Origin of the sequence: Escherichia sp. KCJ4928, from assembly GCF_004352695.1 — a bacterium.
In the GTDB taxonomy this organism is placed as follows: Bacteria; Pseudomonadota; Gammaproteobacteria; order Enterobacterales; family Enterobacteriaceae; genus ECMA0423.
Window position 1 is genome coordinate 1 of record NZ_SJWV01000359.1, and the last position, 1,856, is coordinate 1,856.

A 1,856-nucleotide genomic window follows, 5' to 3' on the forward strand; every position below is an offset into this window, starting at 1 on the left:
GGCTGCTCCTGCCACGGATATCCGCATGAATTTTCCCGCATGACACCCATTCTTCCGTCATTTCTCCGGCAGCATTACGGGTTAACACCGGGTTCAGAACACTTATCATCTGTGTCAGACGACCTGCTGATATTGCCATTCCCCCTCCTCATAACACCGTCGGACAACGCAAATCGTAAATCAGCACGGAAACAGAAAACGGCAGCTCCCCCTGAAGCAGTTCTTCCCGCTCCGCAAGATCCGGATTCCGGTACAGCATCCCGGTCAGTCGCATGGCAGCCCCCTTCATCCGGGTTAATGCCTCGCCCGGGATCAGTTCACCGTCCTCACGAATCACTTTATCCCGGCTGCCCTGAATGTAGGCCAGCAGCACGGCGGTAGCCTGACGAACCTTGTCCATCAGCATGTCATCATCCGCGTCATGGTCGACACGCAGATGTGCCTTGATCTCTTCCAGTGTCAGTAATGCCGTCATTTTCCGCCTCCTGCATCCCGCCCACGTTTTGCAGCCAGGGTCCAGGCTGATGAATGAGCTTCTCCGGGTTTATCACCGGTCATACTGTTGCAGTGCCACAGCGAGCCCCCCCATGTCACCGTATCGCCGGGGTGGTAGGTTTCACCGGCTCTGAACACACCGCGGTAGAGCATCACCGGCAGGGAAAATGTTTTTTCCGTACGCTGGCCACTGCTCTGCCGGACCACCACAGAGAACAACCGTTCACCCGTCATGCTGACGTCAATATCCGCCACCCCGTCAACCAGGCATTCCCATCCCCGCATCCCGTGCGTTTTTTCATACGCCCGCCAGAGTCCGCCCTGGTGTGTGGCATACGTGCCCCGGGGAAAGGATTTTTGATCGTCAATGGCAGGGAGTATTTCCAGTGCCGTGGCATCACGCCCGTCCTGCGGAGCCGGCAGGGCACTCACCGCATCCAGAACCGCCTTCTGCAGAACATCCGGATCGTAGTCACGACCATCACGCGGAACAGGAATATGGCTTACCGCCTCCTTCACCATCTGTTCAAGCATCGGACGCACATCATCCGGAGTGATACTTTTACCGTCCGCCGGCTGCGGAATATTTGCGACCGCATCATTCACCGCCTTCTGCAGTACTTCCGGATCGTAGTCACGACCATCACGCGGAACAGGAATATGGCTTACTGCCTCTTTCACCATCTGTTCAAGCATCGGACGCACATCATCCGGGGTGAGACTTTTACCGTCCGCCGGCTGCGGAATATTTGCGACCGCATCATTCACCGCCTTCTGCAGTACTTCCGGATCGTAATCACGACCATCGCGCGGAACAGGGATATGGCTTACCGCCTCCTTCACCATCTGCTCAAGCATCGGACGCACATCATCGCCCGTCACGCACTTCTGTAATACCACAGACAGGGACGCCAGTTTTTCTTCAAACGTTTGTGCCTGCGCGGCTATTTTCCCCTCAAATGTGCGCTGTAAATCCGCCAGCACTGCGGAAAATTCTTCACCCAGCGCACGGATAATGGACAGTTCCCGTTCCGTCATTTTCGCAGTATCCCCCCTGAACATCGCTTTCACCGCATCATGCTCTGTTTCACTGATTGCCTTATTACCGTCAGATGCGCCGTCAGGCGGTTGCGCTAAGGCCGTTTGCCCGGTCAACGCGAACGGATCCTCACGGGCATCACGACGGGACAGCGCCTCCAGACTGTAGTTCTGCTGCTGAAGATACAGTGCATCACCGCCGGCCAGGGGCGGCAGGTTCTCCCGTTTACGGGCCTCATTGGGCGTGAGAAGCGTATTTTTCACCGCATCCCCCAGCGTTTTCATGCGCCGCTCACTGTCCATTCTCAGCAGCGTGGTGACAT

The 1,856-nt window shown here is 56.6% G+C and carries 1 protein-coding gene and 2 pseudogenes; all 3 read right to left on the reverse strand.

Features of this window, described 5'->3' with window-relative positions:
- Positions 1 to 139 (reverse strand): annotated as a pseudogene (locus tag E0D98_RS28150) (hypothetical protein); the annotation flags it as partial.
- A 9-nt stretch (positions 140 to 148) separates the two neighbouring features.
- Entirely contained in the window at positions 149 to 475 is a 327-nt protein-coding gene (locus E0D98_RS23785) for a head-tail connector protein (RefSeq protein ID WP_000125990.1), read from the reverse strand.
- Positions 472 to 1,856 (reverse strand): annotated as a pseudogene (locus tag E0D98_RS23790) (phage portal protein); the annotation flags it as partial. The gene E0D98_RS23785 and the pseudogene E0D98_RS23790, both read right to left, overlap by 4 nt.